Annotated in this window: 24 protein-coding genes; 6 read left to right on the forward strand and 18 right to left on the reverse strand. The window is 68.3% G+C overall.

Annotation, left to right across the window (positions count from 1 at the left end):
• Window positions 1–190 precede the first annotated feature (190 nt).
• Window positions 191–1,207 carry a fumarylacetoacetate hydrolase family protein gene (locus A6A40_RS10245; protein WP_063635307.1) on the reverse strand — a complete coding sequence of 339 codons (1,017 nt, stop codon included), beginning with the start codon at window positions 1,205–1,207 and terminating at the stop codon, window positions 191–193.
• 78 nt (window positions 1,208–1,285) lie between these two features.
• Window positions 1,286–2,410 (reverse strand): homogentisate 1,2-dioxygenase, encoded by a 1,125-nt coding sequence (locus tag A6A40_RS10250; protein WP_063635308.1) that lies wholly within the window; start codon window positions 2,408–2,410, stop codon window positions 1,286–1,288.
• 159 nt (window positions 2,411–2,569) lie between these two features.
• On the opposite strand from A6A40_RS10250, the gene A6A40_RS10255 reads away from it, so the two are divergent.
• Window positions 2,570–3,115, forward strand: a complete 546-nt coding sequence (locus A6A40_RS10255) for a MarR family winged helix-turn-helix transcriptional regulator (protein WP_063635309.1) — start codon at window positions 2,570–2,572, stop codon at window positions 3,113–3,115.
• A 16-nt stretch (window positions 3,116–3,131) separates the two neighbouring features.
• Here the strand turns inward: A6A40_RS10255 and A6A40_RS10260 are convergent, their stop codons facing one another.
• A complete protein-coding gene (locus A6A40_RS10260) occupies window positions 3,132–3,770 on the reverse strand; it encodes an acyltransferase (RefSeq protein WP_063635310.1) in 639 nt (212 codons plus the stop codon).
• Between the two features lie 235 nt (window positions 3,771–4,005).
• Here A6A40_RS10260 and A6A40_RS10265 point away from each other — a divergent pair, with 235 nt between their 5' ends.
• From A6A40_RS10265 to A6A40_RS10275, 3 genes are all read left to right on the forward strand, one after another.
• Window positions 4,006–5,661, forward strand: a complete 1,656-nt coding sequence (locus tag A6A40_RS10265; RefSeq protein WP_063635311.1) for an FAD-dependent oxidoreductase — start codon at window positions 4,006–4,008, stop codon at window positions 5,659–5,661.
• Window positions 5,662–5,685: 24 nt separating this feature from the next.
• Window positions 5,686–5,883 (forward strand): DUF2783 domain-containing protein, encoded by a 198-nt coding sequence (locus A6A40_RS10270; RefSeq protein WP_063635312.1) that lies wholly within the window; start codon window positions 5,686–5,688, stop codon window positions 5,881–5,883.
• Between the two features lie 238 nt (window positions 5,884–6,121).
• Window positions 6,122–7,501, forward strand: a complete 1,380-nt coding sequence (locus A6A40_RS10275) for a CocE/NonD family hydrolase (protein ID WP_063635313.1) — start codon at window positions 6,122–6,124, stop codon at window positions 7,499–7,501.
• Between the two features lie 91 nt (window positions 7,502–7,592).
• Here A6A40_RS10275 and infC read toward each other — a convergent pair whose 3' ends face one another.
• The 5 genes from infC to A6A40_RS10300 form a co-directional block, all read right to left on the reverse strand.
• A complete protein-coding gene (gene infC / locus A6A40_RS10280) occupies window positions 7,593–8,120 on the reverse strand; it encodes a translation initiation factor IF-3 (protein WP_063636222.1) in 528 nt (175 codons plus the stop codon).
• A gap of 84 nt (window positions 8,121–8,204) precedes the next feature.
• The gene (thrS, locus tag A6A40_RS10285) at window positions 8,205–10,169 is read right to left on the reverse strand and encodes a threonine--tRNA ligase (RefSeq protein ID WP_063635314.1); all 1,965 of its coding nucleotides are present in this window, start codon (window positions 10,167–10,169) and stop codon (window positions 8,205–8,207) included.
• 186 nt (window positions 10,170–10,355) lie between these two features.
• Window positions 10,356–11,567, reverse strand: coding sequence for an EAL domain-containing protein (locus A6A40_RS10290; RefSeq protein ID WP_236783631.1), 1,212 nt, complete (start codon window positions 11,565–11,567; stop codon window positions 10,356–10,358).
• Window positions 11,568–11,751: 184 nt separating this feature from the next.
• Window positions 11,752–12,825: a quinone-dependent dihydroorotate dehydrogenase gene (locus tag A6A40_RS10295; protein ID WP_063635315.1), complete on the reverse strand. Its 1,074-nt coding sequence runs from the start codon at window positions 12,823–12,825 to the stop codon at window positions 11,752–11,754.
• Window positions 12,822–13,196, reverse strand: a complete 375-nt coding sequence (locus A6A40_RS10300; RefSeq protein WP_063635316.1) for a DUF952 domain-containing protein — start codon at window positions 13,194–13,196, stop codon at window positions 12,822–12,824. Before A6A40_RS10300 ends, A6A40_RS10295 begins: the two co-directional genes overlap by 4 nt.
• A 356-nt stretch (window positions 13,197–13,552) precedes the next feature.
• Here A6A40_RS10300 and A6A40_RS10305 point away from each other — a divergent pair, with 356 nt between their 5' ends.
• Window positions 13,553–13,771, forward strand: coding sequence for a hypothetical protein (locus tag A6A40_RS10305; RefSeq protein ID WP_063635317.1), 219 nt, complete (start codon window positions 13,553–13,555; stop codon window positions 13,769–13,771).
• Between the two features lie 28 nt (window positions 13,772–13,799).
• On the opposite strand, the gene A6A40_RS10310 is transcribed toward A6A40_RS10305, so the two are convergent.
• The 10 genes from A6A40_RS10310 to A6A40_RS10355 all read right to left on the reverse strand — a co-directional run bounded on the left by A6A40_RS10310 (window position 13,800) and on the right by A6A40_RS10355 (window position 23,209).
• Window positions 13,800–14,120 carry a hypothetical protein gene (locus tag A6A40_RS10310; protein WP_063635318.1) on the reverse strand — a complete coding sequence of 107 codons (321 nt, stop codon included), beginning with the start codon at window positions 14,118–14,120 and terminating at the stop codon, window positions 13,800–13,802.
• Window positions 14,121–14,153: 33 nt separating this feature from the next.
• Window positions 14,154–15,674 carry a phage terminase large subunit gene (gene terL, locus A6A40_RS10315; protein WP_063635319.1) on the reverse strand — a complete coding sequence of 507 codons (1,521 nt, stop codon included), beginning with the start codon at window positions 15,672–15,674 and terminating at the stop codon, window positions 14,154–14,156.
• Complete coding sequence (locus A6A40_RS10320) at window positions 15,671–17,701, reverse strand: glycosyl hydrolase family 28-related protein (RefSeq protein ID WP_063635320.1); 2,031 nt, start codon at window positions 17,699–17,701, stop codon at window positions 15,671–15,673. Before A6A40_RS10320 ends, terL begins: the two co-directional genes overlap by 4 nt.
• 30 nt (window positions 17,702–17,731) lie before the next feature.
• Window positions 17,732–18,517 carry a hypothetical protein gene (locus A6A40_RS10325; protein WP_146191555.1) on the reverse strand — a complete coding sequence of 262 codons (786 nt, stop codon included), beginning with the start codon at window positions 18,515–18,517 and terminating at the stop codon, window positions 17,732–17,734.
• A gap of 20 nt (window positions 18,518–18,537) precedes the next feature.
• Window positions 18,538–20,433, reverse strand: a complete 1,896-nt coding sequence (locus A6A40_RS10330; RefSeq protein WP_063635322.1) for a phage tail protein — start codon at window positions 20,431–20,433, stop codon at window positions 18,538–18,540.
• Window positions 20,434–20,462: 29 nt separating this feature from the next.
• The gene (locus A6A40_RS10335; RefSeq protein ID WP_063635323.1) at window positions 20,463–21,032 is read right to left on the reverse strand and encodes a phage connector family protein; all 570 of its coding nucleotides are present in this window, start codon (window positions 21,030–21,032) and stop codon (window positions 20,463–20,465) included.
• Between the two features lie 78 nt (window positions 21,033–21,110).
• Window positions 21,111–21,383 (reverse strand): hypothetical protein, encoded by a 273-nt coding sequence (locus A6A40_RS10340; RefSeq protein ID WP_063635324.1) that lies wholly within the window; start codon window positions 21,381–21,383, stop codon window positions 21,111–21,113.
• Between the two features lie 73 nt (window positions 21,384–21,456).
• Window positions 21,457–22,275, reverse strand: a complete 819-nt coding sequence (locus A6A40_RS10345) for a phage capsid protein (RefSeq protein WP_063635325.1) — start codon at window positions 22,273–22,275, stop codon at window positions 21,457–21,459.
• Between the two features lie 290 nt (window positions 22,276–22,565).
• Window positions 22,566–22,790, reverse strand: coding sequence for a hypothetical protein (locus tag A6A40_RS10350; RefSeq protein ID WP_063635326.1), 225 nt, complete (start codon window positions 22,788–22,790; stop codon window positions 22,566–22,568).
• Window positions 22,787–23,209 carry a Fur family transcriptional regulator gene (locus tag A6A40_RS10355; RefSeq protein ID WP_063635327.1) on the reverse strand — a complete coding sequence of 141 codons (423 nt, stop codon included), beginning with the start codon at window positions 23,207–23,209 and terminating at the stop codon, window positions 22,787–22,789. Before A6A40_RS10355 ends, A6A40_RS10350 begins: the two co-directional genes overlap by 4 nt.
• A 142-nt stretch (window positions 23,210–23,351) precedes the next feature.
• Between A6A40_RS10355 and A6A40_RS10360 the strand changes: the two genes are divergently transcribed.
• On the forward strand, window positions 23,352–23,906 hold the full coding sequence (locus A6A40_RS10360; RefSeq protein ID WP_063635328.1) for a superoxide dismutase family protein: 555 nt from the start codon (window positions 23,352–23,354) through the stop codon (window positions 23,904–23,906).
• The last annotated feature ends 58 nt before the right edge of the window (window positions 23,907–23,964 follow it).

Below are 23,964 nucleotides of genomic sequence, written 5' to 3' on the forward strand. Positions count from 1 at the left end.
GAAAAGGGCGCCGGCGGAATGCTTGCACACCCCACCGATGCCCGCATCCCAACCTTTCAGACCAGCGGCTCTTGATCCTGACCTGTCAGGATCAAGAGCTTCGGCGGCATGGGCCGCCGCCGCGCCAGTCGGCGCGGATACCAGCGGTCATCATCAATGACCGCTGGTATCAGACCAGGCGGCCGCGGCCTTACGGTCCCTCGTACCGCACCACCTGCTGGTCGATGGCGCCGAACACGCTGGCGCCGTCCTTGTCGAACAGCTCGATCCGCACCCGGTCGCCGAAGCGCAGGAAGGGCGTCTTCGGAGCGCCATGCTCGATGGTCTCGATCATCCGCAACTCGGCAAGGCAGCTGTAGCCGACGCCACCGGCCGCGACCGGCTTGCCGGGGCCGCCGTCCAGCTTGTTCGACACGGTGCCCGACCCGACGATGCTGCCGGCCGCCAGATTGCGGGTCTTGGCGGCGTGCGCGATCAGCGTCGGAAAATCGAAGGTCATGTCGACCCCGGCATCCGGGCAGCCGAAGGCTTCGCCGTTCAGCGTCGTCACCAGCGGGCGGTGCAGCTTGCCGCCGTCCCAGGCCTCGCCCAGCTCGTCCGGCGTCACCGCGACGGGGGAGAAGCTGGAGGCCGGCTTGGACTGGAAGAAGCCGAAGCCCTTGCCCAGCTCCGCCGGGATCAGGTTGCGCAAGCTGACGTCGTTGACCAGCATCAGCAGCCGGATGTGGCCGCCCGCCGCCTCCGCCGGGACGCCCATCGGCACGTCGCCGGTGACAACGGCGATCTCCGCCTCGAAATCGATGCCCCAGGCCTCGGTCGCCGCCGGGATCGGGTCGGTCGGCGCCAGGAAGCCGTCGGAACAGCCCTGATACATCAGCGGATCGGTCCAGAAGCTGGGCGGCATCTCCGCCCCGCGCGCCTTGCGGACCAGTTCCACATGGTTGACGTAGGCCGACCCGTCCGCCCACTGGTAGGCGCGCGGCAGCGGTGACGACACCTCCGCCGGGTCGAAGGGCCGACCGGCCGCCGGATCGGCGTTCAGGGCGCGATAGGCCTCCTCCAGCCTGGGCGCCAGCGCCGTCCAGCCGTCCAGCGCCGCCTGCAGGGTGCGCGCGATCTCCGGCACCGGGATGGCGCGGGTCAGATCGCGCGACACCACGACCAGGGTGCCGTCGCGCCCACCCGCCTTCAAACTTGCCAGCTTCATTCGTCTCTTCCCTTCCTCAGAAATCGGCGTGCGGCGACCTTGACCCTTGTTTCCGGCCCCTTGCTTTTGTGTAGCCGCTCATTTCGCCTTCCAGCTGTCGGCGTAGCCGCCCCATTCGACGCCTTCCATCGCCGGATAGACATCGAGCGGATCGCGGGTGTCGATCATCACCGCGACCTCGTCGGTCTCCTTGCGCTCGAACTTCTGCGCCACCTCGTAGGCCTTCGGATGCGGCCCGTGCGGGAAACCCGAGGGGTGGTAGGTCACCATGCCCGGATGGATGTTGTCGCGCGAGAAGAACTGGCCGCGGTGATAGAACAGCACCTCGTCGTAATCCTCGTTGGAGTGGTAGTAGGGCAGCTTCAGCGCCTCCGGGTCCGATTCGATGGGTCGCGGCACGAAGGTGCAGACGACGAAGCCGTTGGCGATCCAGGTGCTGTGCGCCGAGGGCGGCAGGTGGTAGCGGTGGCTCATCAGCGGCCGGATGTCGCGCCAGTTCAGCCGCACCGGTGCCAGATCGCCGTGCCAGCCCACCGCGTCCAGCGGGTTGAACGGATAGGTCATGGCGCAGAGCTGCCCGCGCCTCTTCACCCGGACCAGGGTTTCGCGCTCGTGCTTCTGCGCCTGGAAGGCGTCGTCCAGCGCCGGGACGTCCAGCACCGCCGGATCGAAGATGGCATGGGTGCCGACCAGCCCCTTGTGCGGCAGCTTGTAGGCGTCGCCGGTGGCCTCCACCATCAGCACCATCACCGCCTCGTCCGTCTCCAGCCGCCAGCAGGTGTTGCGCGGCAACACGACATAGTCGCCCTCGCGCACCTCCAGATGGCCGTAGTCGCAGAACAGATGGCCGCCGCCCTGGTGGAAGAACAGCAGGTCGTCGCCGTCGGCATTGCGGACGAGGTGGTCCATCTTCCCCTTGAAGCGCCACATCCGGACCTGGGTTGCGCCGTTGCCCATCAGGGCCGGCGCCTCCAAGGGGCAGTCGGGCATGTGGTCCACATGGTTCAGGTCGAAGGCGCGCGGGCGCAACGGTCCGTCGAAGCTGGTCCAACCGGTGGGCGGGTGGGCATGGTGCATCTGGGTCGCCGGGCCGAAGAAGCCCTCGCGCCCCATCTCGCGCTCGTAGGTGCCGGCGGGAAGCCGGACATGGGCCTGGCGCGATGCGGTTCCCTCGACCTTCGGAAATGAAATCCAGTTCTTCATGGCGCTTCCCCCATTTGTGCCGCCGGCACCGTCCGCGACGGACGCCGGCAGGCTCGTTCAGTTGTCGCCATTTTAGTTTCGTTTGAAACTGTTGCAAGGGCCAAATTACAGCGCAGGATGGGATCATCCGCGATCCCCATCACAGACGACGCCCAGCCGATGCCGCCCACCCGCCGTTCCCGCTCCGCATCCCCCAACTCGACAGCCGCGCTTGCGGAGCCTCCGGCGCTACATCTGACGCGCTTCCTGCCCTACCGGCTGTCGGTTCTGGCCAACACGGTCAGCCACACGCTGGCCAAGCTGTATGAGAAGCGGTTCGGCATCACCATCCCGGAATGGCGGATCATCGCCGTGCTGGGCGGTGGCGAGACGATGAGCGCAGGCGAGATCGCGCAGCGCACGGCGATGGACAAGGTGCAGGTCAGCCGCGCCATCAGCCGCATGCTCGAGTCGGCGCTGATCCTGCGCGAATCGGGCGACACCGACCGGCGCAAGGCCCTGCTGACCCTGACGCCCAAGGCGCTGGCGATCTATGCCGAGATCGTGCCGATGGCCCTGACCTATGAGCAAGAGGTCACCGACGCCCTGTCGATCGACGAGCGCGCACAGCTCGACACGCTGTTGTCGAAGTTGCAGGCCCGCGCCGAACAGCTGGCCGCGCGCCCGGCTCCGGTCGCGGCGCAGTCGGAACCGGCGGAGGAGTAAGGCTGAAAAGGACCGCTCACCCTCCCTTCACCTTGTGCAGCGGCTGGCCGGTGCCGGCATCGACGCGGCCCCGGCCGGGTTCCTCCGCCTCCAGCGGCGCGCAGGCGACCATGGTGGCGAGTGAGCGACGGGACAGTCGCTGGTACTCGTCGGTCCCCTCCGACTTCCAGGCGATCTCGTCCGGCCGCAGGTCGCGCACGACTTTTCCCGGCAACCCGGCGACCAGCGTGCGCGGCGGCACGACGAAGCCGGCCTTGATGAAGGCCATCGCGGCGACCACCGACTCCTCGCCGATCTCCGCCCCGTCCATCACCACCACATTCATGCCGACCAGCGCGTTGCGGCGGACGATGCAGCCATGCAGCACCGCGCCATGGCCGACATGCCCGTCCTCCTCGACGATGGCGTCATGGCCGGGGAAGGCGTGGAGCGTGCAATTGTCCTGCACGTTGCTGCCCCGGCGCAGCAGGATCCGGCCGAAATCGCCGCGCAGGCTGGCGCAGGGGCCGACATAGCAGCCGGGCCCGACCACCACGTCGCCGATCAGCACGGCGGAGGGATGGACGAAGGCGGTCGGATCGATGACGGGAATGACTCCGTCGATGGCATAGACGGTCGGGCGCGGCAAGGCGGGGGTGGCGACGGGAGCGGTCATGGTCGGCGTTCCTCGGGAGTCTCTTTCCGGTCTTTTGCCGCAAGGCTACACCGCCGCGCCCTATACACGATACTGATATTCAGTCATGGTAGCTTTCCCTGTATCGTGTCCATATCCGTCGCGCTGGGCGCTTGATTAGTATCAAATGAAACTGTATCGTTGGCAACCATAGCGGTTCGTTACAAGCCGACGCGCAAAAGCGCCCGATCATGGTTTCCGGGGGAGGAAACGCCCAATGCACGCGACCTTCAGCTATCCCAAATACAGCTTCACACCCTCCGACGAACAGCGCACCGGCGCCGTCCGGCGCCATCCGGTGGTGATCGTCGGCGCCGGCCCGGTCGGGCTGACCGCAGCCCTCGACTTCGCCCGCAAGGGCGTGCCGGTGGTGGTGCTCGATGCCGAGGACACCGTCAGCGTCGGCAGCCGCGCCGTCTGCTATGCCAAGCGGGCGCTGGAGGTGTGGGACCGGCTGGGCGTCGGCCAGCGCATGATCGACAAGGGCGTCGTCTGGAAGATCGGCAAGGTCTTCAACGGTGACCGCATGGTCTACCAGTTCGATCTGTTGCCCGAGCCGGACCACAAGATCCCCGCCTTCATCAACCTCCAGCAATATTACCTGGAGGATTTCCTGGTCACGGAAGCGCGCAAGAGCGACCTGATCGATCTGCGCTGGCTGTCGCGCGTCATCTCGGCCAAGCAGGAGACCGACCATGCCGTGCTGCAGGTCGAGACACCCGACGGCGTCCACCCGGTCGAGGCAGATTGGGTCATCGCCTGCGACGGCGCCAAGTCGTCGGTGCGCAAGATGCTGGGCCTGGAGTTCCAGGGCGAGGTGTTCAAGGACCGCTTCCTGATCGCCGACGTGGTGATGAAGGCGGATTTCCCGGCCGAACGCTGGTTCTGGTTCGATCCGCCCTTCCACCGCAAGCAGTCGGCCCTGCTGCACATGCAGCCCGACAATGTCTGGCGCCTGGATTTCCAGCTGGGTTGGGACGCCGACCCGGAGGAGGAGAAGAAGCCGGAGCGCGTCATCCCGCGCGTCCAGGCGATGCTGGGCGCCGACACGCCGTTCGAGCTGGAATGGGTGTCGGTCTACACCTTCCAGTGCCGCCGGCTGGAGCGGTTCCGCCATGGCCGCATCCTGTTCGCCGGCGATTCGGCCCATCAGGTCTCGCCCTTCGGCGCGCGCGGCGCCAACAGCGGCGTGCCCGACGCCGACAATCTGGTGTGGAAGCTGGCGCTGGTGCTGGACGGCAAGGCACCCGACTCGCTGCTGGACAGCTACAGCGACGAACGGGTGGCGGCTGCGAAGGAGAACATCCTGAACTCGACCCGCTCCACCGACTTCATCACGCCGAAAAGCGATATAAGCCGCGTCTTCCGCGACGCCGTGCTGGAACTGGCGGTCGACCAGCCCTTCGCCCGTTCGCTGGTCAATTCCGGCCGGCTGTCCACCCCGACCACCTACAGCGACAGCCCGCTGAACACGCCGGACGCCGACGTCTTCGCCGGACGGATGGTGCCGGGCGCGCCGGCCACCGACGCACCGGTGGAACGCGAGGGCCAGCCCGGCTGGCTGATGGAGGCGCTGGACGGCCGTTTCATCGTGCTCTACGCCGCAGGTAACGGCGTGGTTCCGGCCGAGGTGGCGGAGGCGCTGGACGCTCTTGCCGCCGGGCCACTGCCGCTGGCATGGCATGCGGTGACCGAGCGGCGCCGCGGCATCGCCGGGGAACTGGTGGACAGCGCCGGCCGCCTGCGCGAGCGCTACGACCTGACCCCCGGCAGCCTCTATCTGATCCGTCCCGATCAGCACATCGCCGCCCGCTGGCGCCGCTTCGACGCCGCAGCCCTGTCCGCCGCGCTGGACCGCGCGACGGGCCGCTGACCCCCGATTACCCGGAGCCCACCCATGGCCGAACTGATGACCGAGCAGCGCTTCGCCAGCCCGGACGATGCCTATCAACTGCTGATCGACAGCCACCGCGACCTGACTCCCGACCAGAGCACCCGCCTGAACGCCAAGCTGATCCTGCTGCTCGCCAACCATATCGGCGACCCGGAGGTGCTGGCGGAAGCGCTGCGGGTGGCGCGGCAGGGGGTGGAGTGAGGAGGAAGCACGGCCCCCTCCCTTCCCATGCTGACGCATGGCCCCCTTCCCTCCCCCGCCTTCGGCGGTAGAGGGAGTTGAACGCGGAGCGGCGGCAGTTCCCTCTCCCACCGCAGGTGGGGGAGGGCTAGGGAGGGGGCAATCGCCAGCCGACACCCCGCCACCTCCCCCACTGACGCCAAGCCCAAGATCGCGTACAAAGGCGCAGGATCCTTGCCTTGCGGAGACTGCGCCCGTCATGACCCTGCGCCGCCTGATCGTCCTGCTGTTCTTGCTGTCATGGTGCGGACCGGCCCTGGCCGAAGGGCTGGTGCAGACGCCGCTGTCGATCCCCGCGCGCTTTCCAGACGGCACGTCCGCCACGCTGGAGGCGATGCTGGTCCGGCCCGACGGTCCCGGCCCCTACCCCATCGCGATCATCAGCCATGGCACGCCGCGCGATCCGGCGGATCGGGCCCAGCTGACGCCGCTGCGCTTCCTGCCGGAAGCCCGTGAATTCGCCCGGCGCGGCTGGGCGACGGCGGTGGTGCTGCGGCGCGGCTATGGCGGATCGGACGGGCCCTACAGCGAGTCGACCGGTTCCTGCAACAACCCCGACTATCTGCACTCCGCCCGGCAGAGCGCCGAGGATTTGCGTCAGGCGGTCCGCTATCTGTCGGCCCAGCCCTACGCCGATGCCGGCCGGATCATTGCGGTGGGAGTGTCGGCCGGCGGCCTTGCCAGCGTCGCGCTGAGCGCCGACCCGCCGCCGGGGCTGCGGGCGGTGATCAGCTTCGCCGGCGGCCGCGGCTCCATCGCCGACAATGAGGTCTGCCGGGAGGAGCGGCTGGTTGCCGCCTTCGGCACGCTGGGCCGCAGCTCGCCCGTTCCGAACCTGTGGGTCTATGCGGAGAACGACCTGTTCTTCGGCCCGGATCTCGCGAGCCGCCTGTGGGAGGCCTTCACCCGCGAGGGCGGCCGGGGCGAGTTCATCGCCGCACCGCCCCATGGCAGGGACGGACATTCCTTCTTCACCGCCGGCATCCAGGACTGGACGCCGATGGTCGACCGGTTCCTGGCGCAGAACGGCCTGGTGCCGCGCCGGACGCCCATCGCGCTGACCCTGCCGGCCCTGCCGCCGCCGCCCGAACTGTCCGCCGCCAACCGGTCCAAGTTCCCCGCCTATGTCGCGGCCGGCGGCAACAAGGCCTTCGCCGTGTCGCCCGACGGCGCCTATGGCTGGAAATCCGGCCTGCGCAGCCTGGACGAGGCGCAGAAGGGAGCCTTGGAGACCTGCGCGATGCACACACGGCAAAGCTGCCGCATCGCCTATCTGAACGACCGCCCGGCGGGCGCCGGTGCCGACATGGCGGCACCCGCCGTACAGGAGGGACCACGCGGCACATCCGTCAGGCTGGAGCCGCCGCCCGAACTGTCGGACGCCAACCGGTCCAAATTCGGCGCCTATGTCGAAGCCCCCGGCCGCAAGGCCTTCGCGGTGTCGCGGGACGGCGCCTTCGGCTGGAAGTCCGGCATGTCCAGCGAGGATGCCGCCCGCCGCGGCGCCCTGGACAATTGCGCCAAATACACCCGCCACACCTGCTATGTCGTGATCGTCGACGACCGGCCGCTGCGGTGAGGACCGGTTGGGGAACCGCACTGCCGCATCCGGCAAAGGAAAAGGCCCGTCCGGCACACCGGACGGGCCTTTTTCGTGACCTGATCCCACCTCAGCGCGGGGCGAGCACCATGACCATCTGGCGGCCTTCGAGCTTCGGCATCTGCTCGACCTTTGCCAGTTCGTCCAGCTCGTCGCGGACGCGGACCAGCACGTTCATACCCAGATCCTGGTGCGCCATTTCACGGCCGCGGAAGCGCATGGTCACCTTGACCTTGTCGCCTTCCTCAAGGAAACGGCGCGCCGAGCGCATCTTCACGTCATAGTCGTTGTCATCGATGTTGGGCCGGAGCTTGATCTCCTTGACCTCGATGATCTTCTGCTTCTTGCGGGCTTCGTTCGCCTTCTTCTGCGCCTCATACTTGAACTTGCCATAGTCGAGGATTTTGCAGACAGGCGGTTCCGCCTGGGGAGCCACCTCGACCAGGTCGAGGCCGGCATCCTCAGCGGCCAGCAAGGCATCGCGCAACGACACCACCCCGATCATCTCGCCATCGGCACCGACGAGACGAACGGAACGAGCCGAGATCTCCCGGTTAACCCGCGGGCCATCGCGGGTCGGGGCGGCTTCGGACGGAATCCTGGCTATGGACGCTTCTCCATGGTCTGAAACCACGCGGAAGCCGGCCGTCCAGAGGAACGGCCGGCGGCGTCACGCGGTCGGTTAAAACGGCGAATCGGTCACGGTCTCGCCGGCAGGCGATCTCGCTTCCTCGACAAGTTTAGCCACAGCGGCGTCAAGGGCAAGAATTTCCTGATCCTTACCACCCAGCACGCGCAGCGCGACCGTCCGTTCATCCGCTTCCCGCTTTCCGACAACCAGCATCAGCGGCACCTTCTGCAGGCTGTGCTCGCGGACCTTCAGGTTGATCTTCTCGTTGCGGGTGTCGAGTTCGACGCGCAGGCCCTTGCGTTTCAGCAGGGCGGCGACTTCCTCGGCATAACCATCGGCCTCGCTGGTGATGGTGGCGACGGTCACCTGGACCGGCGACAGCCACAGCGGGAACTTGCCAGCATAATGTTCGATCAGCATGCCGATGAAGCGCTCCATCGACCCCAGGATCGCGCGGTGCAGCATGATCGGCCGGTGGCGCGCGCCATCCTCGCCGATGTAGCTGGCATCGAGGCGTTCCGGCAGGTTCGGATCGTACTGCAGCGTGCCGCACTGCCAGGTCCGGCCGATGGCGTCGGTCAGGTGGAATTCCACCTTCGGACCGTAGAAGGCGCCCTCGCCCGGCAGTTCCTCATACTCCAGCCCGGCGTCGCGCAGCGCCTGGGCCAGCGCCCCTTCGGCGCGGTCCCACAGCTCGTCGGCGCCGGTGCGGACGTCCGGACGCAGCGCCAATTTCACCGAGATCTTGTCGAAGCCCAGATCCTTGTAGACGCCGAGCTGCAGCTTGAAATACTCGGCCGCTTCGCTCTGCACCTGATCCTCGGTGCAGAAGATATGGGCGTCGTCCTGGGTGAAGGCGCGCACGCGCATGATGCCGTGCAGCGCGCCCGACGGCTCGTTGCGGTGGCAGGCGCCGAACTCCGCCATGCGGATCGGCAGGTCGCGGTAGGAGCGCAGGCCGTGGCGGAAGATCTGGACATGGCCGGGGCAGTTCATCGGCTTGATGCCCAGCAGCTTCTCGCCGCCGTCAGCCTCCACCTTGAACATGTTGTCGCCATACATGTCCCAGTGGCCCGACGCCTTGAACAGCGAGCTGTCGATCAGCTGCGGCGTCTTGACCTCGACATAGCCGGCGGCCTTCAGCTTGGTGCGGATGTAGGTTTCCAGCGTCCGGTAGAGCGTCCAGCCCTTCGGATGCCAGAAGACCGAGCCGACCGCCTCTTCCTGCACATGGAACAGGTCGAGTTCCTTGCCCAGCTTGCGGTGGTCGCGCTTCTCCGCCTCCTCGATCTGGTGCAGGTAGGCCTTCAGCTCCTTCTCGTCGCGCCAGGCGGTGCCGTAGATGCGCTGGAGCATGGGGTTGCGGCTGTCGCCGCGCCAGTAGGCGCCGGCCACCTTCATCAGCTTGAAGCCCTGCCCGACCTTGCCGGTGGTCATGGCATGGGGCCCGCGGCACAGATCCAGCCAGTCGCCCTGGCGGTAGATCGACACCGGCTCGCCCTGCGGGATCGCCTCGATCAGCTCGGCCTTGTAATGCTCGCCGAGATTCTTGAAGTAGGCGACCGCCTCGTCGCGGTCCCAGACCTCGCGGACGATGGGGATGTCGGCCCCGACGATCTCGCGCATCTTCGCCTCGATCTTCTCCAGATCCTCGGGCGTGAACGGCTCGTCGCGCGCGAAGTCATAATAGAAGCCGGTGGCGATCGACGGGCCGATGGTGACCTGCGTGCCGGGATAGAGCTTCTGCACCGCATCGGCCAGCACATGGGCGGCGTCGTGGCGGATGACCTCGAGAGCGTCGGCGTGGGTGCGCGTGACGATCTCGATCTTGGCGTTGGTAGTGACGGTGGTGGTGAGGTCCTTCACCGTGCCGTCGATCTTGACGGCAAGCGCATCTTTGGCCAGGCGCGAACCGATGGACTGGGCAATCTCGAGCCCCGTCACCGGCCGGTCGAACTCCCGCACGCTGCCGTCGGGCAGCGTGATGGCGATGTTGGACGTCACCGAAGTCACCATTTACTAGTGTTGGTCTCACCCGCATCGGGTGCCCGGACAGGACCGGGAACGCGAAATTTCCATCGCCGCGTGGGGGAATGTCAAGCGCGGTGGCGGAAATCAAGGCAAGCGCTGCCCAAGCACTTGCCCCCACCCTAACCCTCCCCCGCTGAGCGGGGGAGGGTTAGGGGGGGGTCTAACGCCCTCTCACTCCGGCTTCCGGCTCAGCCGCGGTTCGCCGAACAGGTAGCCCTGGCCGAAGTCGAAGCCGGTGTCGAGCACCTCGACCAGCTGGTTCTCGGTCTCGATCTTCTCGACGATCAGGTCGATGCCCTCGGCGGCGCAACGGCGGCGCAACTCACGGATCCGTTCGGCGTTGGCGGGGTCGAGCACCAGCGCGCGGTCCAGCTTGATGCAACGGAACTCGTGGCGCAGCAGCCGGTCCAAATCGATGCCGAGGTCGGTCACCTGATCCATCGAGAAGCGGAAGCCGAGCCGCGCCAGTTGCGACAGGATGCCCATCGTCACCGCCCCGCCGACGCTCAGGGCATGCTGGCTCAGCTCGAAGACCAGCTTCGGCACCAGGGCGTGGTTCTGCGCCATCATGTTCAGGAACTGGCGCATGAACTCCGCATCGGCCAGCGTCGCGGCAGAGATGTTGGCGAAGAAGCCGATGGCGTGCTGGCGCCGCTCCGTCTCGCGGATCAGCTGGACGCAGCGCACCAGCTGGAGATTGTCGATGGTGGCGATCAGCCCCTCGCGCTCGGCAATGTCGAGATAGCGGTCGGGCATGATCTGCTGCCCATCGGCCGACCGCACGCGCGAGAACACCTCGTAGAAGCGATGCTTGCGCTGCGGCAGGCTGACGATGGGCTGGAGATAGACGTCGATGCGGTCGGCCTTCAGCGCGTCGCGGACCGCCTCCAGAACGGCGGCATCGTCCATGGGCGCGGCGGCGGGCGGAGCCGGCTGTGGAGCGGGGGACGGCGTCGCGGCCGGACGGCGCGCGCCGCCGGGCGTGCCGCCGGGGTCGCTGCTGGGCGCCGGCGGGCGCGGAGCGCGCCGCTCGGTCAGGCGGGCGACCAGCGACTGCAGGAGCTTCACCTCCTGCATCACCGCATCGTAGCGCGCGCTGCTTTCCGGCGCGGCGCCATGGTCCGATGCAGGGCGCTGCTCCAGCAGATGGGCCAGCTCCTCCACACGGTCGCTCAGCCGGGCAATGCGGCGGGCAGCCTTGCTCTCGCGCTCCAGCCGGGTCACCACATCATGCACCAGCGCCCCGGCCAGAACCACCAGCGCGCCGGCCAGCCACGCCACCAGCGGATCGGCCTCCGGGCGTAGCGCCCACAGGGCGGCGCCGGCCGAAATTCCGGCGATCAGGTAAGCCAGCGCATAGACAAGGTGCGTCAGCAAGGTCATCGCGGGAATCACACTGGTGAAAAGGGCAGGGCCGGATCGGAGATCGGCGGTCAGGGCCTTCATCGGATGCGGAGCCTTCGGCACGAGCATGGCACGGACCGGGCGGACATCCCCGATCACTGTCGGGGCACCCGCTTGACGATCCGTTAATGCTACGCCGCTGCCGGCTCCGCCCTGCGCGGGATCAGCGGAGATCGGCCCCCACCGCCTCGGCGACCGAGCTGAAGCCGTCGCGGCGCAGCAGCTCCGCCAGCTCGCGACGGATGCGGTGGACCACCGCCGGCCCGGCATAGACCATCGCCGAATAGAGCTGGACCAGCGAGGCGCCGGCCCGGATCTTGGCATAGGCGTCCTCGCCGGTCGCCACGCCGCCCACCCCGACGATCGGCAGCTTGCCGCCGGTCAGCGCGTAGATCTCGCGCAGGACGGAGGTCGACGGCTCGAACAGCGGACGGCCGGACAGGCCGCCGGCCTCGCTGCGCATCGCCGCCGGGATGCTGTCGGGCCGGGCGATGGTGGTGTTGGAGACGATCAGGCCGTCGATGCCGGACTCCAGCGCCACCGCGGCGATGTCGCTCTTGTCCTCCACCGTCAGGTCGGGCGCGATCTTCAGCAGCAGCGGCGGATTGCGGGTCAGGCCGCAGGACGCCCGCGCTTCCAGCACCCGATCCAGCAGGGCGCGCAACGGGTCGCGGCCCTGCAGCGCGCGCAGGCCCGGCGTGTTGGGGGACGAGACGTTGACGACCAGATAGTCGGCCAGCGGCGCCAGCCGGCGCACGCCGATCACGTAATCGTCGGCGGCGTCCACCGTGTCCTTGTTCTTGCCCAGGTTGGCGCCGACGATGCCGGGGGCCTGCTTGCCCAGGTCGCGGCGGCGTTCCAGCCGCTGGGCGAAGGCTTCGAGCCCTTCGTTGTTGAAGCCCATGCGGTTGATGACCGCCCGCTGCTCCACCAGCCGGAACAGGCGGGGACGCGGGTTGCCGGGCTGGGGCCGCGGGGTGACGCTTCCGGGCTCGACGAAGCCGAAGCCGAGATTCAGCATGGCGTCGACCACTTCGGCATTCTTGTCGAAGCCGGCGGCGAGCCCGACCGGGTTGGCGAAGTCCAGCCCCCAGACGCGGGTGTGCAGCGCCGGTTCGTCCTTGCCACGGGCCGGCGGGACCAGCCCGGTCTTCAGCGCCTTGATGGTCAGGCCATGCGCGGTCTCGGGGTCGAAGCGGAACAGCAGCGGCCCGGCAAGCGGATAGAGGTCGATCACGGAACGAGGTCCTGGAGGGTGAAGGGAAAGCCGGCGGGGAAGACGTGGCGCCCATCCGGCCCCAGCGGCAGCGGGTCGACCCGCAGCACGGTGTCCACCGGCAACGGCCCGTACAGATGCGGAAACAGCTGTCCGCCGCGCGAAGGTTCCCAACGCAGGGCGGCACCCAGCCGGTCGGCGTCCACCGTCAGCAGCAGCAGGCCGTCCTGGCCGGCGCGATGCTTGGCGGCACTCTCCACCACCTGTCCGGCGGTGGAGAAATGGATGAAGCCGTCCTGGACATCCTGCGACGAACCCGGGTAGCTGCCGGCCTGGCGGGCGGCGTCCCACTCGTCCGCGCGGCACATGTGGTGGATGATTCGGTCGGTCATGATGGTCGGACACTATCCCAAGGCGCGGCCACCGGCCAGATACATCAAAGCCGCAGCCTGAAAGCCGCAGTTACCGGCGGTGCGGGGTGTCCGGCCCGGTCCAGTCAGGCCGGGCCTCTGCCGCAACGCAAGATCGATTCACCGAATGCAATCCCGCACGCGTCGCGCGTTGCATTTTGCAAAGCACACTCGAAACTATTCGGCATTTTGCGGGTATTTTTGAGTTTCCGGCGCCTTCATTCCTGCTGAAACGGCGGACCATCCAGTTCAACCCCCGCGATTCCAAGCGCTGAAGCCACCTTCGCAGGTTGGCATCGCTTTTGCTGTGACAGAAGCAAGTCAACGGAGGACCCGCCATGAACGCGATTTCCATGAGCCTGATGAAGAAGACCCAGTCCTGCGACACGGACCTGGGCGCCTCGGTCACCGCCATGGGCGCGCTGTGCGAGCCGGGTCAGACCGCGGTCCCGCTGAAGCCGAGCGCCACCATGCTGGCGGCGGGCGCGCGGGCCGGCGGCGTGTCGGTCGAGGTGGCCTGGAAGATCTACCAGGCGATGATCCACCACGCCGACTGACCCGTCAGCCCGTCGCGGCAGCCGAAGGTCAGCGCCGTCCGGCCTCGAACGGCAGGAAGCCCGAATCGAGCTTGGTCTCGATCCGCAGCAGATGGTCGGTCAGGCGCTGTTCCACATCCTTGAGGGTCGCGAAGGAGACATAGGTCTTCGCGACCTCCAGCTTGTAGGCGGCGAGACTCTCGCGCACCTGCGCCTGAGCCTCCTCCGCCCGCGCGCGCAACTCGTCCAGAGCGCTGTCGGCATCCTTGCGCACACGCGCGATCAGCCAGAACAGCCCGCCCATCGCCGGCAGTTCGACGGCGGTGATCCACCAGGCGAGATCCAGGCCTCCGGTCAGGGTGTCGTGCATCGGGGTCTCCTGTGGTTGAGGTGAGGAAAGGACTCAAAGCTCCCAATCCGACGGCGCCACCACCGTGCCGACACCCCGCCAATCGGGGCGGCGTTCGGGAGCGGGCGCCACGTCTTCGAAGCGGAAGGGCTCGGCTCCGAGGCAGCCGGCCACAGCGTCCAGGCCGTCGTCAGGTCCGCGGTAACGGCCGTCCGGGCGCCAGTCGCGCATTTCACGGATCAGCGGCGTGTCCCACACCGACCGGTGGGCCAGCAGGCGGCGGTCGGCCATCAGGGCGTTGAAGGCCTCCGCGATCCGCTGGGCCTTGGGCTTGCGGCTGGTCTGCTCGACCACGCCGACGGCCAGCCGGTCATTGCGCAGCCGTTCACGCAGCAGGCCGGGCAGGAAGCGGCCCAAGCCGTTGATCTCGATATGGATCGACGGCAGGTGGTTGTCGGCGAGCAGGCGGGAGACCTGCCCGCATTGCTGATCGGCTTCCGTCTCTTCCAACCGGGGATCGACCGTCAGATACAGCACCCGGTGCAGGTAGAAGTGTTTGTCGGCGCCGCCGAAAACCACGGCGACCACGCTGCCGTCACCGCTTTTCGCCTTGCCGTCCGCTTCCAGCCGGGCGAAGGCCGGGTCCCACCAGCAGGAGGCGGAAACCATCCGCACTCCGCCCAGCGTCAGCACCGCGCGGCCCAGCGCCTCGCGATAGACCAGCTCCGCGTCGTAGCGGCCGAGCTTGGCGACATCCAGCATGCCGTCGGCGGCACTGACCGGACGCAGCAGCATCTGGCTGGTGAATTTGTTGGGGCCGGTGGACTTGCGGATGCGGGCGACATGCGCCTCGCCGAAGCGCTCCTTCCAGGTGTAGGTGCGGTTTCCCTCGGCGTCCTCGGTATAGACCGGCAGGACCAGCCGTTCGAACCCGTCCAGGAAGGGCGGGCTGCCGTCGTCGGTCTCCTCGGCATAGAGGCTGTCCTGCGCATGCGGCGTGCCGACATAGAGCTGCGCCCCGCCCGGCACCAGCACATACTCCAGTTCCGACAGACGCTCGCGCAACGCTGCACGCTTGATCCCGGTATCGGCATTGCGCGGCACCTCCACGTCGTCGCAGATCACCACGTCGGCGCGGCTGCCGGTGATGTTGCCGCCGATGCCGGCCGCCGCCATCGATGGGTCGCGCAGTTCCATCGGCCGCACCACCGTGAACTGGTCGGCCGCCCATTGGTCGCGCTCCCTGGCCGGCGGCTTCAGGTGGGCGCAGCCGGGATGGCGTTCCAGGATGCGCTTGACGTTGCGCACCATCTTCGTCGCCAGCCGCATGTCGGCGGCCAGCACCAGCAGCCGGCGGTTGGGATCGCGCAGCAGCAGCCAGGCCGCGAACAGCCCGACCAGGGTGGATTTGCCCGACCCGCGGAAGGCCATCAGCAGCATGCGCCGGTTCTGCCCGGCCATATGCTCCTCCAGCCATCCCGTCATCCGCGCATGGTGGGCGGGGGTCTTCAGTTCGACCATCCTGTTCCAGCCGTCGACGAAGCCGAAGAAGCTGTCCTCCTTCCCCGCCCTCATGGATTCCGCCCCAGGATGTGCCAGCCGGCGCCGTTCGACATCACCGTCACCGCATGGCCTTGGGCGGTCAGCGCAATGGCCTCGCTGTCCGGCCCGCCGCCGCCGGACTGGGTGACGGTGACGCGGTTGCCGCCGGTGTCGGACTTCTTGACGGTGACCGTCCGCCCCACTGCATGCGGCGCCGACGGCGCCGGCAGACGCACCTCCACCGCCCCGTTCCAGGCGCTGACCAGATAGAGCTGCTGGTTCAAATCCGGCTCGAACAGGCCGGGGGTATCGTGATAGCGGGCGTTGCCCGGCTGGCTGTTGCCGGCGACGATCCACCAGCCGGCCCCGTTCGACACCAGCGTGACGAAATCGTACCGGTTGCCGAGCGACAGCATCCGCCCGTCCGGCCCCGGTCCGCCGGTCTCCGTCACCGTCAGCGGGTTGGCCGAGGCATCGGTGCGCTTGATCGTCACCGCATGGCCGTTGGCGTCCTCCGCCTTCGGTAGACGCAACTCCACCGGCCCGCCATAGGCGCTGGCCAGATAGACGGAACTGCGCAGGTCCAGCGCCACCGCCCCGCCATTGACCGGCTCGACATAGTCGGTGTCGTACCGCATCGCCTCCACCACCAGCTCGGTGACGCGGCAGCGCTGCAGCCGGTTCTTCTCCGGATAGCCGGCATTGACAGCGGTGTATTGCCCGCCCGAGCGGTCGAGGATCGCCGGTCCGGCGGCAGCGGAGAACAGGTTGACGACCGCCGTCTCCACCGACCCGGCATCCAGCTGCAGGTTCGGCAGCGCGCCCAGCGACTCGGCGTAGAAATTCACGATCAGCGTCTTGTCGGTGACGGCGCCGACACGGAAACAGGCCTCCGCTCCCGGCCACAGATTGGCCTCGCAGTCGAAGAAGGCGTTGTTGAAGCGCCCCTGCTCCACGAAGAAACCGCAGCCGGTCATCGGTGCCGACAGCGAATAGACCCGCACCGCATGGAACCGGTTGGCGTTCGGCGTGTCGCCCGCCCCCGTCCGCGTCAGCCACACCCCATGGCGCGACGGCCGCGCCACCAGCACGCGGGCGATGTTGTTCCAATAGCAGGGCAGGTTCGGGTCGATATAGCCGTCGAAGACCAGCCCGACCTCCGGCTCCCACAGCGTCAGGTCGGTCAGGCTGTTCTGCACGCAAGGCCCATCACGCCCGAACAGCCGCACTCCTGCCTTGCCCTGCTCCAGCCGCAGGCCCGACAGGGTGGCGTAGCCGTCCGGCAGATGGATCAGGTCGAAGCCGTTGGACGCCCCGCGGATCACCGATCCCTGCCCCGCCCCGTACAGCGTCTGCCCATAACCGAGCGTCAGCGTGTTGGCGATGCGGTAGCTGCCCGGCGGCACGAACACGGCACGGGCGGAGGTCAACGCCGCCTGCAAGGCCAGCGTGTCGTCGACCAGACCGTCGCCCACCGCGCCGAAATCCTTCACCGACACGAGATCGGCCAGCTTGTCGCGCACCGGCCGGGCGGTCGCTCCCGCCCCCGGCGGCACATAGGTCGCCAGCGCCTCCTCGTCCACCGGCGGGCGGATCGTCGGGTTGCCGGCGCTGTCGAAGGCCAGCAGCTTGCCCTGGCGCAACCCCCGCTCCGGCAGCAGGGGGGAGGCCGGCAGGTCGCTGTCGCCATAGCGCAGCATCAGCTCCTGATCGCCCGCCACCTGCTGGAGCATCGCCGTCAGCCGGTCCAGCTCGCCATTGAGGGCGGCGGCGGGCAGCGGCCCGCTCTCGCCGAAATCGCTGCGCCGTTCGATGGGCAGGCGGCGGCGCAGCAGGACGATCGTGCCCTCCGCCGGTGCGGCGCCAAAGGTCACCGCCCCGCCGGCCGTCGCACCGGCTCCGCTGACCGCATAGCCGGTGCTCTGGAGCGCCGCGCCCAGGAAGACCTGGAGATCCTCGTCGGCAAAGATCGGAAACGGGTAGGTGAAGACCCGCTGCATGCCGTCTGCAAGATACTGGACGCGCGGGGTTCCGCGCGGGATGAGAAGCGGCGTGGACATCGGGTGGTCTCCGGAGGATGGAGCCGTTCCTCAAAAGAACTTGCTCATGTATTCCAGTCGCTGACGGTCGGCCAGTTGCGACAACTCCAGCAGGTTGCGGCGCCTGGCCTCGTCCAGCCCCTGCTGGATGGCGGCGCGCTTCAACTGGTCGGTCGCCTGGGCGTCCTTGCGCTCGGTTTCGCTGGAATTGGTCAGACCCAGCAGGATCGCCTCGCCCGACCCGTCCTGCGCGGTGACGCCCCGCGCACCCAGCCCGGCGCGGGTCTTGCTGACCGCCTGACGCAGTGCCGCCAGCCGCCGCTGTTCGGCGGCATCCGCCGCAGCGGTCAGCTGGGCGAGCTGGGTCTGCGCATCGGCCTCCTTCGCGCGGACGGCCTCGTCCTGGCCGGCGCGCAGCTGGGCCAGCGTCTGCTCCTGGGTGGCGCGGTAATCGTCCATCTCCTTGGCCCGCGCCGCCGCCGCAGCAGCAGCCGCGGTTTCGTCCTTCTGACGCTGAAGCTCCTGCTCCTGTTGACGCAACTCGGCGTCATGCGCCCACTGGCGGGCCTGCGCCTCGGCCTCCAGCTGGGCCTGCTGCTGGCGGGCGACAGCGGCGGCCTGGGCGTCGCGTTCGGCTGCCGCTGCTTCCTCGCGGTATTTCTGTTCCAGCGCCGCCTGCGCGGCGGCGGCCTGTGCCGCGTCCTGCTGGCGCTTGTATTCCAGTTCGGCAGCAGCCTGTGCCGCGGCGGCCTGCTGGGCTGCGGCACCGGACTGGCCGGCATTGGCGCTGCGCACGGTACCGATGACCGAGTTCGCCAGCGGCAGTGCCGTGGACACGAGGGGAGCGATTCCACCCATCAGTCGTTCACCTTCAATTCCATGGTCACGGAAAGCAGCGTGAAGGGCAGCGGCGCATCCTGTTCGATGCGCCACAGCGGGACATTGGTGTCGTGGCGCCAGCCGAGCGTCCGCAGCCGGCGGTCCCCCGACACGCGCGGCGGCACCCCGCCGGTGGGTTGCGGCCCCAGCCGGTGAAGCGGAAGTTCCTGCAACCCGCGCCCCAGATCGACGCGCAGCGCCGCCGTCTCCTCCAGCCGGAAGGTGACGGCGACCAGCCGGACGATGTCGGCTCCGGTCGCCTGCCCCAGCAGGTTGGGCGGCAGCGGTACGATCCGGTGGGTATAGGGCAGCCCGATCTCGACCCTGCGCGCCTGCGGATCGAGCGTGATGCTGCCGGCCTGGACCGTGGCCGGATTGCGCACCACCCCGTCGGCGACGATTGCGACCGTCCGTCCCTCCAGATGCGCCAGCCCGCCCCACACCGCAGTTGCGTCACCGCGCTCGGCGGTGATGGCCGCATCCAGGTTCAGCGCATCGTCGAACCGCTCGACGGTCCACACCCCACGGCGCTCCACCAGCGTATAGACCTCGTCCCCGACCGCGGCGACGGAGCGCACCGCCCCATCGGTCTCCAGCAGGGTCCAGGCGGTGACATTCTCCGCCCGGTAGGCGGTGAGCGCCCCCAGCGTGCCGTCCTCCATCGCGACGAACAGCAGCCGGCGGTTCTGGTCGTAATCCTGGTCGCGCGGGCTGGACAGCAGATGGCGGGCCAGCAGGGCGAGGTCGTTCGCCTGATAGGCCGCCTCGGTGTCGGTGTAGAGGAACTCGCGGATTTCGCGCCGGTTGCGCGGCACGAACAGCGTCGCCCCCTCCACGTCGCGCGGCGGGATGGCGCGGTCCATCGGCGAGCCGATGCGCGTCTGCCGGTTGACCTGCATGCTCTGCGGGGTCAGCGGGTCGCCGGTCACCATATATTCGGCGCCCGACGTGAAGACCTGCAGATGCCGGCCGGAGAAGACGGCGCGCACCGCGTTCACCTGATCGGACAGGATGCCGAACTCGATGGCCTGATCGTCCAGCCCCTCGCCCAGATCGAAGTTCCAGATCTGGGCGGAGCGCGACAGCCACAGCCGGTTGGGCAGGTCGCGCGATCCGCCGATCACCAGCCGGTCCTGGTGGAAGGCCGCCGACACCGGCCAGCCGCGCATTGCCGAGAAGGCCTGCTCCTCCCAAGCCGTCGTCGGCTGGGTGTCGGCCAGCGTTTCCTTGACCGTGGCGTTGACCTGCGTCGCCGACACCACGCCGGTCACCTGCAACTGCTTGCCCTTGATGCGGATGCGGGTGCCGTCGTGGCGCGGGTCGAAAACGGGGGCCGAGGCGGTGACGGTGATCGCGCCGCCGGTCCCCGATGGCGTCACCGTCACCGCCGGGTCTCCGAAGCGGTGGAAGGGCGTCCGCACCAGTTCCCCTTCCACCGCAAAGGCCCACTCCGCCAGGGTCCAGGCCCCATCGTCGCCGCGCGTCAGCTTGCGCGGCGGCAGGTCGGGATGGCAGACCAGCAGCGTGTCGGCGCTCTGCGTCCAGGTGATCTGCGCCAGTTGCGTCAACGTCCAGGGCGCGGCAACCGACGCCAGCTTGCTCCCGCCCTGGAACACGTCGATCCAGCGGTCGGTGAAGACCAGCAGATAGGTCTGTTCGCTGTTCCGCTCGAACGCCACCAGCCGCCCGTCGCCGCGGGCCAGCGCGGTGAAGGCAAGGCCGGACCGTCGCGTCACCCCGCCGGTCGGGTCGATGAACAGGTTGCGCAGGGCCAACGCGCCGTTGTCATAGGCCTTGAGGTCGCCGCGCCCCAGCAGGCGGCGCGACACCTCGCCGGCGGTGAAGTTGGTCTTGACCTGATGCAGCCGTCCCATAACGTCCTCCCCTTCATGCTCTCGCCCCTTCACGCTCTCACGTCGATCAGGGTGAAGTCCTCGAAGCCGGGCTGGCTGTCCTGCTGGGCGTCGATCTGGCGGGCACGGCGGAACTCGCTTTCGGCCAGCTGGGCCAGCAGCTCCGCCCGCGTCGAGCTTTCGGTCAGCGGCAGGCAGAACTCGGCGGCGAGGCGCGCGATCAGCGCCTGATCGAAGAAGGCGGGGAAATGCTCCTCCGCCGGACGGCCGATGTAGGACAGGGTGACGGCGCCGGCATCGCAGAGCAGCGTCCGCCCGACGATGCGATAGGACAGGCCGCGCCCCCGCCCGTCGCCCCCCGCCCCCAGCGCCCGCAGGAAATCGGCCGGCAACTGGAAGGCGCAGGCATAATCGGCGACCGGCGGTTCGGCCAGCCGCGGCAGCGTCGCCTGGACGCTGGCGAAGCTCCAGGCATTGGCCGACAGCAGCGCGTCGCGCGTCGGCGCATAGAGGGCGGCGGCCACCTCCGCCTCGGCGGAGCCGTCGTCGAAGGAGGCGATGGCGGTGGCGCCGAGCTTGATCAGCGCGCGGCCGCACAGGCCGATGGCGGTCAGGGCCATGGACGGTCTCCCTTTCCAGGGTTTCGGAAAGGCGCCGCCCTCGATGGTCGACGTGCGGCGCCTTTCCCCTTCGGCGGATCAGTCGCTGTTGGCGCTGCCGAACGGCGTCAGGTTGGCGACATCGACCGCCCCGTTGGCGCTAGCCGCCACCACCAGGACGCCGGTCGCCGGTGCGGCAGCGCCGACCGCGCAGTTCGCCAGCAGCATGTCGCCCACCCGCAACAGGTCGGCCGCCCCATTGAAATAGCCGGCGGTGTCGACGTCGGTCGCCACGTCGCGGGTGGTGTAGTGCCAGAGCGTGAAGCCGTTCGCATAGGCAAGCACGCTCAAATCCTTGGACGCATAGGCCATGGATTGCAGACTCCGGAATTTGGAGGGGGGGAAATGCCCTCTCCCGGGACGGGAGAGGGAAACTCACACTCTCTCAGCTCTCCAGGCAGCGCAGCGTCACCACGCCGGTGGTGTCGATCAGCGCGGCGCCCTGGCTCATCATGTTGTTGACGAAATGCGCCGCGCGGTCGCCGTGCCAGGTGATGTCGGTCTTCACGTCGGCGCCCGCCGCGTGGCCGACCGCCGTCTTGTGATACCAGTGGCAGAGTCGGACAGTGCCGCTCAGCGTCAGGCCGGAGTGCGGCAGCCACAGCGTGCCGAGCCAGCGCTTGGCCTGGGTGCCGCGCCAGGGCAGCTCGTCGGAACCGACATAGTCGGAGCTGGCGAACTCCTCGATGCCCAGCAGCTGGCTCCACTGCTTCCAGCCGACGACGGCGAAGCGCTGGCCGTCGTCCGGCACATCAGCCTCGCCCATCATCTCGAAGGCGGCCAGGATCTTGGCCTTGGTCAGCCCGTCGGTGGCGCTGCCGGCATAGTTGACGGATTTGTCCAGTTCGGCGATCAGAAGTTCGTCGGTCTTGCGCCCCAGCGCATAGGCGCCGGCATTGGCGATGATCTGGCGCTCGTCGATGTTGGTCTTCAGTTCGTCCAGCCGGTCGACCCAGTCGCCGGCATAGAAATCATACAGCGCGCATTCGACCGGGGTGTGGTCCAGGTTCATCACCGGGACCGCGCCGTGGCGCGACTTGGTGGAGGCGGCGCCCTTGCCGACCTTCTGGAAGACGGTGGAGGCGCCCTGCACGTTGTTCTTGCTGCGCACCGTGTTGCGCAGCTTGGAACCCATACGCTGGTAGGCCTCGTGGACCTCGCGTTCGAACTGCTTGACGAACGCCTGGGCGATGCTGGTCGACATACGGATTTTTCCTTTCGCGTTCCTGCGGATCCCGCGACGGCGTGGCGGGAGGAGTCGTTCCGCCACCCGGTTGTCGGGACCGCGCGCAAGGCGCAGCGCCGGCCGCGGGCGAAACGCGAAAACAAAAAAGGGCCGGCCGGACTTTCGAGTGTCCAACCGGCCCTTTTCGGACCGAAGCGAGGGGAGAGCTTTGGATCTGTCGGGCATCAAGGTCCGGGGGCGGACCTGTCGCCTTGACGAGATCGGTTCTAGGATTTTATTCTGTGATGATCAAGGACTATTTTCATACATCAGTGCCGGACCGGCCCCGCCACCCAATGGCTGACGATGGTTTCCGCCTGGGCCGGCGGGATTTCCGGATGGTGGTAGCGGTAGACGGTGACCGCCGCCTCCAGCGCATAACGTTCCGGCTGGCCGCAGCGGCACAAGCCGGAATAGCAGCGCTGCACCGCATCGCGGCAGGCGATGGCGTCGACGATCGGCTGCTCCGGCCCGGAAAAACGGGGATCGGTCATGGACGCTCCTCCTCATCCAGGGGCACGCCGTAGATCTCCAGCCGGTGGCCGACGATCTTGTAGCCGAGTTCGCGGGCGATGCGTTCCTTCAGCGCCTCCAGCTCCGGGCTGGCGAACTCGATGATCCGCCCGGTGCGGGTGTCGATCAGGTGGTGGTGGTGGTCGGCCGTCGCCTCCTCGTACCGCGCACGGCCATCGCCCAGGTCGACGCGCTCGATCACCTGCGCGTCCTCCAGCAGCCGCATGGTGCGGTACACCGTGGCGATGGAAATGCGCGGGTCGATCTGCACGGCCCGGCGATGCACCTCCTCCACATCGGGATGGTCGTCGGCGTCCGACAACACCTGCGAGATGACACGGCGCTGCCCGGTCATCTTCAGCCCCTTCTCCATACACAACGCTTCCAGACGCGACGTCATCACCCCAACCCTGGTCTTTGCTTCCCGAGACCCCCATCATACTGAAAACCGTTCGCAATCCCAGAGCGGTTTCGCAGCGACGGAAAGTCGCTGAACCCGCCGGCGCCACCCCTGGCCCGGTCAAGATGGAGGACTCACCCGCATGACCCGTGCCCACCCGCCCCGGATCGCGACGACGCAGGCCTTGCTGATCGCCGGCCTGTCGCTGTTCGCCGCCCCGGCCCTGGCCCAGCAGTCGGCCCCGGCTCCCGCTCCCGCCGCCCAGGCCGCCGTCGCCGATGCCCAGGGCAAGCCGCTGGGGACCGTCACCTTCACCCGCTTCCCGCACGGCATCCTGGTCCATGGCCAGCTGGAAGGGCTGCCGCCGGGCTGGCATGGCATCCACATCCACGAGAACGGCGCCTGCACGCCCGACTTCAAGGCGGCCGGCGGCCATTTCGGCGCCCAGGGCTCCAAGCACGGGCTTGAGGCGCAGCACATGCACTACGGCGAGCTTCCCAACATCTGGGCCAACGAGGCCGGCAAGGCCGGCTTCGAGGCGATCACCCACATGGTCACACTGACCGACGAACCGAACGGCCTGTTCAAGCAGGGCGGCACTTCGATCATCATCCACGCCCAGCCCGACGATTATCTCAGCCAGCCCGCCGGCAACTCCGGCGACCGCATCGCCTGCGGCGTCATCAAGAAGCCGTAAGCACCTCCAGTCCGGCTCCGGGGCGCGACCATTTGCCGCGGCATCGCGGCACCGGTCC

It is taken from the genome of Azospirillum humicireducens, from assembly GCF_001639105.2.
Classification (GTDB): domain Bacteria; phylum Pseudomonadota; class Alphaproteobacteria; order Azospirillales; family Azospirillaceae; genus Azospirillum; species Azospirillum humicireducens.

Excerpts from the sequence above, each read along its gene's own strand:
- A6A40_RS10335 (WP_063635323.1), bottom strand. The coding sequence starts at position 21,032 with ATGGCCCTGACCGCCATCGGCCTGTGCGGCCGCGCGCTGATCAAGCTC.
- A6A40_RS10250 (WP_063635308.1), bottom strand. The coding sequence starts at position 2,410 with ATGAAGAACTGGATTTCATTTCCGAAGGTCGAGGGAACCGCATCGCGC.
- A6A40_RS10350 (WP_063635326.1), bottom strand. The coding sequence starts at position 22,790 with ATGACCGATCCCCGTTTTTCCGGGCCGGAGCAGCCGATCGTCGACGCC.
- thrS (WP_063635314.1), bottom strand. The coding sequence starts at position 10,169 with ATGGTGACTTCGGTGACGTCCAACATCGCCATCACGCTGCCCGACGGC.
- A6A40_RS10320 (WP_063635320.1), bottom strand. The coding sequence starts at position 17,701 with ATGTCCACGCCGCTTCTCATCCCGCGCGGAACCCCGCGCGTCCAGTAT.
- A6A40_RS10360 (WP_063635328.1), top strand. The coding sequence starts at position 23,352 with ATGACCCGTGCCCACCCGCCCCGGATCGCGACGACGCAGGCCTTGCTG.
- A6A40_RS10245 (WP_063635307.1), bottom strand. The coding sequence starts at position 1,207 with ATGAAGCTGGCAAGTTTGAAGGCGGGTGGGCGCGACGGCACCCTGGTC.
- A6A40_RS10255 (WP_063635309.1), top strand. The coding sequence starts at position 2,570 with ATGCCGCCCACCCGCCGTTCCCGCTCCGCATCCCCCAACTCGACAGCC.
- A6A40_RS10300 (WP_063635316.1), bottom strand. The coding sequence starts at position 13,196 with ATGACCGACCGAATCATCCACCACATGTGCCGCGCGGACGAGTGGGAC.
- A6A40_RS10265 (WP_063635311.1), top strand. The coding sequence starts at position 4,006 with ATGCACGCGACCTTCAGCTATCCCAAATACAGCTTCACACCCTCCGAC.
- A6A40_RS10290 (WP_236783631.1), bottom strand. The coding sequence starts at position 11,567 with ATGACCTTGCTGACGCACCTTGTCTATGCGCTGGCTTACCTGATCGCC.
- terL (WP_063635319.1), bottom strand. The coding sequence starts at position 15,674 with ATGAGGGCGGGGAAGGAGGACAGCTTCTTCGGCTTCGTCGACGGCTGG.
- A6A40_RS10340 (WP_063635324.1), bottom strand. The coding sequence starts at position 21,383 with ATGGCCTATGCGTCCAAGGATTTGAGCGTGCTTGCCTATGCGAACGGC.
- A6A40_RS10345 (WP_063635325.1), bottom strand. The coding sequence starts at position 22,275 with ATGTCGACCAGCATCGCCCAGGCGTTCGTCAAGCAGTTCGAACGCGAG.
- A6A40_RS10275 (WP_063635313.1), top strand. The coding sequence starts at position 6,122 with ATGACCCTGCGCCGCCTGATCGTCCTGCTGTTCTTGCTGTCATGGTGC.
- A6A40_RS10260 (WP_063635310.1), bottom strand. The coding sequence starts at position 3,770 with ATGACCGCTCCCGTCGCCACCCCCGCCTTGCCGCGCCCGACCGTCTAT.
- A6A40_RS10355 (WP_063635327.1), bottom strand. The coding sequence starts at position 23,209 with ATGACGTCGCGTCTGGAAGCGTTGTGTATGGAGAAGGGGCTGAAGATG.
- A6A40_RS10310 (WP_063635318.1), bottom strand. The coding sequence starts at position 14,120 with ATGCACGACACCCTGACCGGAGGCCTGGATCTCGCCTGGTGGATCACC.
- A6A40_RS10330 (WP_063635322.1), bottom strand. The coding sequence starts at position 20,433 with ATGGGACGGCTGCATCAGGTCAAGACCAACTTCACCGCCGGCGAGGTG.
- A6A40_RS10305 (WP_063635317.1), top strand. The coding sequence starts at position 13,553 with ATGAACGCGATTTCCATGAGCCTGATGAAGAAGACCCAGTCCTGCGAC.
- A6A40_RS10270 (WP_063635312.1), top strand. The coding sequence starts at position 5,686 with ATGGCCGAACTGATGACCGAGCAGCGCTTCGCCAGCCCGGACGATGCC.